The 6,025-nt window shown below is 67.5% G+C and carries 7 protein-coding genes; all 7 read left to right on the forward strand.

Annotated features, from left to right (window positions below; translation table 11 throughout):
• On the forward strand, positions 1 to 159 hold a 159-nt coding region (locus tag U1E69_RS09320; RefSeq protein WP_322244117.1), incomplete at its 5' end, for an NADH-quinone oxidoreductase subunit K.
• Positions 156 to 1,694 (forward strand): monovalent cation/H+ antiporter subunit D, encoded by a 1,539-nt coding sequence (locus U1E69_RS09325; protein WP_322244111.1) that lies wholly within the window; start codon positions 156 to 158, stop codon positions 1,692 to 1,694. The genes U1E69_RS09320 and U1E69_RS09325, both read left to right, overlap by 4 nt.
• Complete coding sequence (locus tag U1E69_RS09330; RefSeq protein WP_322244112.1) at positions 1,691 to 2,179, forward strand: Na+/H+ antiporter subunit E; 489 nt, start codon at positions 1,691 to 1,693, stop codon at positions 2,177 to 2,179. The genes U1E69_RS09325 and U1E69_RS09330 overlap by 4 nt, the downstream gene beginning before the upstream one ends.
• Positions 2,176 to 2,448: a K+/H+ antiporter subunit F gene (locus U1E69_RS09335; RefSeq protein WP_322244113.1), complete on the forward strand. Its 273-nt coding sequence runs from the start codon at positions 2,176 to 2,178 to the stop codon at positions 2,446 to 2,448. The genes U1E69_RS09330 and U1E69_RS09335 overlap by 4 nt, the downstream gene beginning before the upstream one ends.
• On the forward strand, positions 2,445 to 2,819 hold the full coding sequence (locus U1E69_RS09340) for a monovalent cation/H(+) antiporter subunit G (RefSeq protein WP_322244114.1): 375 nt from the start codon (positions 2,445 to 2,447) through the stop codon (positions 2,817 to 2,819). The genes U1E69_RS09335 and U1E69_RS09340 overlap by 4 nt, the downstream gene beginning before the upstream one ends.
• A gap of 93 nt (positions 2,820 to 2,912) precedes the next feature.
• Positions 2,913 to 3,902 carry a deoxyribose-phosphate aldolase gene (gene deoC, locus U1E69_RS09345; RefSeq protein WP_322244115.1) on the forward strand — a complete coding sequence of 330 codons (990 nt, stop codon included), beginning with the start codon at positions 2,913 to 2,915 and terminating at the stop codon, positions 3,900 to 3,902.
• Between the two features lie 125 nt (positions 3,903 to 4,027).
• Positions 4,028 to 6,025 (forward strand): aldehyde dehydrogenase family protein (locus tag U1E69_RS09350; protein WP_322244116.1); only part of this gene is annotated, 1,998 nt, incomplete at its 3' end.

Here is a 6,025-nt window from a genome sequence, read left to right on the forward strand (position 1 = left end):
ACCACCGACGCGCCCGCCGACCCCCTGCCTCAGGCCCTGGTCCTGACCGCCATCGTCATCTCCTTCGGGATGACCGCCGTCATCATGATCATGGCCATCGGCGGCCACCTGCAGACCGGCCACGACCGCATCGACCTGGACCGCGAGGACAAGGCATGAGCCACTGGATCATCGCCCCCGTCGTGCTGCCGGCCTTCGTCGCCGCCTTCATGGTGCTGACCCTGCGCGGCCACCTCGATCTGCAGCGCATCGCCAGTCTGGCCGCCATCGTCGCCCTCAACGCCATCGCGGTCGCCCTCCTGTGGTCCGCGACTGTCCACGGCCCCGAGGCTTACTTTCTGGGCGACTGGCCCGCCCCCTTCGGCATCGTCCTTGTCCTTGACCGGCTGTCCGCGATGATGGTCGCCCTCCTTGCCTTCGTGGCACTCATCACCACGCTTTACGCCATCGGCTCGGGCTGGGACGCGAAGGGCGCGCATTTCCATCCCCTCCTGCAGTTTCTTCTGATGGGCGTGGGAGGCGCGTTCCTGACCGGGGACGCCTTCAACCTTTTCGTCTTCTTCGAGGTCCTCCTCATCGCCTCCTACGGGCTGATGATCCACGGCGGCGGCGACCGGCGCACGCGGGCGGGCATCCAGTACGTCGCCTTCAATCTGGTCGGCTCCTCGCTCTTCCTCATCGCGCTGGCATTGCTTTACGGCGTGACCGGGACGCTCAACATGGCCGACCTCGCGGCCAAACTGCCCAGCCTGCCCGAAGGCGACGCCGCCCTCCTGCGCGTCGCGGCGGTGATGCTGATCCTGGTCTTCGCGATCAAGGGCGCGCTGGTTCCGCTGCAATTCTGGCTGCCCGGCACCTATGCCAACGCACCCGGAGTGGTCGCCGCCCTCTTCGCCATCATGACCAAGGTCGGGGCCTACGCCACCCTGCGCTTCACCACCCTGGTCTTTCCGACCGACCTGCCTGCCACCGGGACCCTGATCCCCGCCTTCCTTCTGCCTGCAGCCCTGGTGACCCTGGCCATCGGCGCGCTTGGCATCCTTGGTGCCTCGACCCTGCCGCGCCTTGCGGCCTTTGCCGCCATCGCCTCGATGGGGACGGCCTTCCTCGCCATCGCGCACATGGCACCGCAAGCCACCAGCGCCGCGCTGTACTACATCCTGCACTCCACGCTGGCGACGGCACTGATCTTCCTGGTGGCCGATCTCGTCTCGCGCCGCAGGGCGCATCTGCGCCTGGACGCGCCCTCGCCCGTGGCGCAGAACGGCCTTATCGCGGCGCTTTTCCTCGCCTCGGCCGTGGCGCTGGCCGGGATGCCGCCGCTGTCAGGCTTCATCGGCAAACTTCTGATCCTGGATGCCTGGCGCGACCAGGCCTTCGCGATCTGGCCTGCGGTTCTTGTCTCGTCCTTCCTGATGCTGCTCGGCCTTTCCCGCGCTGGCTCGCTTCTCTTCTGGAAGCCGTCCGACACCGCCCAGGCCTCCGACCCCGCCCAGACTTCCGACCCCGCCCAGACCTCCGACCCCGCCCCGCATGAGCCGCTGGCCCTGACCGCCGCCTTCGCCCTTCTCGCCACCATCGTCGCGCTGACCCTGGCCGCGGGGCCCATCACCGGCTGGCTGGACGGCACCGCCGCCTCCCTGCATGACCCCGCCGCCTACATCGCCGCCAACCGGCTGGAGGTCGCGCCATGAGACGCCTCTTCCCCCACCCCTATCTCTCGCTTACCCTTGTCGTGCTGTGGTTCCTTCTGGTGAACCAGTGGAAGCTTGGCAGCCTGGTGATGGCGATGATCCTCGCCACGATCATTCCGCTGGCGACCTCGGCCTGGTGGCCCGACCGGCCCCGTGTCAAGCGGCCCTTCGGTCTCGCGGCCTACGCGATCCTTGTTCTCTGGGACGTCATCGTCGCCAACTTCCAGGTCGCCCGCATCGTCCTTTTCATGCCGCGGAACAAGATCCAGTCCGCCTGGATCACCGTGCCGCTTGACCTCCACTCGCCCGAGGCGATCAGCCTTCTGGCCGGCACCATCACCATGACCCCCGGCACCCTGACCGCGGACACCTCTGCCTGCGGCCGCGCGCTCCTGATCCACGCGCTCCATGCCCCCGACCCCGACGCCGTCCGCGACGACATCAAGGCCCGCTACGAATCCCGGCTGCAAAGGATTTTCGAATGATCCTGCCCTATGCGCTTCTGTTCTTCCTTGGTTGCCTGACGCTGGCCTTCGTGCTGAACCTCTGGCGGCTGTTCTCTGCGCCGACCCTGACCGACCGGGTGCTGGTCCTCGACACCATGACCGTCAACGCCATCGCGCTTGTCGTCCTTTACGGCATCTGGGCGGGCACCGGGCTGTACCTTGAGGTTGCCGTCCTCTTCGCCCTGACCAGCTTCGTCGGCACCGTGGCCTACTGCCGCTTCCTTCTGCGCGGGAACATCATCGAATGACCCCAGCACTGGATATGGCCCTCGACCTCTTCCTCTCCGCCATGCTGGTCGCAGGCGGCATCTTCGCCCTTGTCGGCTCATACGGCCTTTTGCGTCTGCCGCGTCCGATGCAGCGCCTTCATGCGCCGACCAAGGCCACCACCATCGGCGTCGGCGCGGCGCTGCTCGTTTCGGCGCTGGACCTTCTGGGTCAGGGGCAGATCAGCTGGCAGGAACTGCTGATCACGGTCTTCCTCCTTCTGACGGCTCCCGTGTCGGCCCTGTTCCTTGCCAAGACCCTGATCCTGCGCGGCGAGGCCGACCCCGACATCCCCGACAGCGGCACCGGCAAGGCCTGGGCCACCTTGGCGCCCGAGCGTCCCGATCCCTGATTTCTTGACCATCCGGTCAGAAATCTGCCGCCCCCGCTCTTGCCCGACCGAGCCCCGCGTGGCATCGTCGGCAGGTCACTCTGGGGAGGCCCGATGAACACCCTGTCTCCGGCCCAAGCGGGCCTTCTGCCGCAGGTCACCCATGCCCGGAACCCAGGCATGGCGCTGGACCTCGACTGGGTCGCCTCGGTTCAGGCGAACACCTCGGCCATCGAGCGTCGCGCCGCCACCCTGCCCGGCCGCCGGTCGGTGAAGAAAGACTACCAGGCCGCCTGGCTTCTCAAGGCGATCTCCCTCATCGACCTGACCACCCTTTCGGGCGACGACACCGCCGGCCGCGTCCAGCGCCTTTGCGCCAAGGCGCGCCAGCCGGTCGCGCCGTGGATGCTGGAAAAGCTGGGGATGCAGGGCCTGACCGTTGGTGCGGTCTGCGTCTATCACGAGATGGTCGAGCACGCCGTCCGCGCGCTTGAAGGCACCTCGATCCCCGTCGCCGCCGTCTCGACCGGCTTCCCCGCTGGCCTCTCGCCCTACAAACTGCGGATCGCCGAGATCGGCGAAAGCGTCCGCGCCGGGGCGAAGGAGATCGACATCGTCATATCCCGCCGCCATGTCCTGACGCAAAACTGGCAAGCGCTCTACGACGAGATGCGCGACATGCGCGAGGCCTGCGGCGACGCCCACGTCAAGGCCATCCTCGCCACCGGCGAGCTTGGCACCCTGCGCAACGTCGCCCGCGCCAGCCTCATCTGCATGATGGGGGGCGCCGATTTCATCAAGACCTCAACGGGGAAAGAGGCGGTCAACGCCACCCTACCCGTCTCCCTCACGATGATCCGCTGCATCCGCGACTATGAGGCCCGCACCGGCTTCAAGGTCGGCTACAAACCCGCAGGTGGCATCGCCAAAGCCAAGGACGCGCTGGTCTACCTCTCCCTCATGAAGGACGAACTCGGCCACCCCTGGCTGCAACCCGACCTCTTCCGCTTCGGCGCGTCGTCCCTCCTCGGCGACATCGAACGCCAGCTCGAACACCACCTCACCGGCCACTACTCCGCCGGCTTCCGCCACGCGATGGGCTAAGGGATGCCCTTGGACCAAACCCTCCTCGTTCGACTTCGTCTCCTCGTCGGAACACCCGCGAGGAGTGACGAAGTCATCGACGAGCCTTGCCCCAAAATCACCGCCCTGCGTCATCGAGGGACCCCATGACCATCAAGGAAATCTTCGACAGCATGGCCTACGGCCCCGCCCCAGAATCCGCCGCCGAAGCCCTCGCCTGGATCGCCAAGCACGGTGCCACCTTCGGCCATTTCATCGACGGCCAATTCACCACGCCGGGTGAGACCTTCACTACATCGAACCCCGCCACTGGCAAACCCCTGGCGCAAGTCACCCATGGCACCGCCGAGGACGTGGCAACCGCCGTCCAAGCCGCCCGCCGCGCCCAGCCGAAATGGGCCGCCCTCCCCGCCCACAAACGCGCGCAATACCTCTACGCCCTCGCCCGCCTGACCCAAAAGCACGCCCGCCTCCTCGCCGTCCTGGAAACCCTCGACAACGGCAAACCGATCCGCGAAAGCCGCGACATCGACATCCCCCTCGTCGCCCGCCACTTCTCCTACCACGCCGGCCTCGCCCAGCTCCTCCCCTCCGAACACCCCGACCTCGCGCCCCTCGGTGTCTGCGGCGCGATCATCCCCTGGAACTTCCCCCTCCTGATGCTCGCCTGGAAGGTCGCCCCCGCCCTCGCCGCCGGGAACACCATCGTCCTCAAACCCGCCGAATACACCCCCCTCACCGCCCTCCTCTTCGCCGACATCAGCCGCGAGGCTGGCCTCCCCAAAGGCGTCCTCAACATCGTCACCGGCGACGGCTCCACCGGGGCTGCCCTCGTGGACGCCCAAGTCGACAAGATCGCCTTCACCGGCTCCACCTCCGTCGGCAAACGCATCCGCGAAGCCACGGCAGGCACCGGCAAGGCCCTCACCTTGGAGCTTGGCGGCAAATCCCCCTACATCGTCTTCGACGACGCCGACCTCGACAGCGCCATCGAAGGCCTCGTCGACGCGATCTGGTTCAACCAGGGCCAGGTCTGCTGTGCGGGCTCCCGCCTCCTCGTCCAGGAAGGCATCGCCCCCCGCTTCTACGCCAAACTCAAACACCGGATGGACGGCCTCCGCATCGGAGACCCCCTCGACAAGGCCATCGACATCGGCGCCATCGTCGACCCGATCCAGCTGAAAACCATCACCGACCTCGTCGCCCAAAACCCCGCGGGCGACCACTACCAGGCCCCCTGCCCGCTGCCCGCCCACGGCTCCTTCTACCCCCCCACCCTCCTCACCGGCCTCGGCACCGCCTCCCCGCTGATGCAAGAAGAAATCTTCGGCCCCGTCCTCGTCGCCATGACCTTCCGCACGCCGGAAGAGGCCGTCCAACTCGCCAACAACACCAAATACGGCCTCGCCGCGACGGTGTGGACCGAGAACATCAACCTCGCCCTCGACATCGCCCCCAAACTCAAGGCCGGGGTCGTCTGGGTCAACGCCACCAACCTCTTCGACGCCGCCGCAGGCTTCGGCGGCGTCCGCGAATCAGGCTTCGGGCGTGAGGGCGGGTGGGAGGGCCTGATGGCCTATCTCAAACCCAGCCTGAAACCCGCCGCCCTGAAACCCGCCACCACCCCAGCGGCCCCCGCCGGCCCCCAAGTCGACACCCTCGACCGCACCGCCAAAATGTACATCGGCGGCAAACAGGCCCGCCCCGACTCCGGCTACTCGCAACCCGTCTACAGCCCCAAGGGCAAGCTCCTCGGCCACGTCGGCATCGGCAACCGCAAGGACATCCGCAACGCGGTGGAAGCCGCCGCCAAGGCCGGTTCGTGGGGCGGCGCCACCGCGCACAACCGCGCGCAGGTGCTCTACTACATCGGCGAGAACCTGTCCGCCCGCGCCACCGAGTTCGCCGACCGCATCCGCGCCATGACCGGCGCCTCCGCCGATCGCGCCGCGGCGGAGGTCGAGGCTTCCGTCCGCCGGACCTTCGTCTACGCGGCCTGGGCCGACAAGTACGACGGCAGCGTGCACGCCACCAAGACGCGCAACGTCACCATCGCGATGAACGAGCCCTGGGGCGTCATGGGCGTGCTCTGTCCTGACGAGTCACCCCTCTTGGCTTTCACGTCGCTGGTCATGCCTGGGATC

It is taken from the genome of Tabrizicola sp. (assembly GCF_034366665.1).
Classification (GTDB): Bacteria; Pseudomonadota; Alphaproteobacteria; order Rhodobacterales; family Rhodobacteraceae; genus Tabrizicola.

Bases quoted from the DNA above. Each gene is read 5' to 3' on its own strand.
- U1E69_RS09340 (WP_322244114.1), top strand. From the start codon at position 2,445: ATGACCCCAGCACTGGATATGGCCCTCGACCTCTTCCTCTCCGCCATG.
- U1E69_RS09330 (WP_322244112.1), top strand. From the start codon at position 1,691: ATGAGACGCCTCTTCCCCCACCCCTATCTCTCGCTTACCCTTGTCGTG.
- deoC (WP_322244115.1), top strand. From the start codon at position 2,913: ATGAACACCCTGTCTCCGGCCCAAGCGGGCCTTCTGCCGCAGGTCACC.
- U1E69_RS09325 (WP_322244111.1), top strand. From the start codon at position 156: ATGAGCCACTGGATCATCGCCCCCGTCGTGCTGCCGGCCTTCGTCGCC.
- U1E69_RS09335 (WP_322244113.1), top strand. From the start codon at position 2,176: ATGATCCTGCCCTATGCGCTTCTGTTCTTCCTTGGTTGCCTGACGCTG.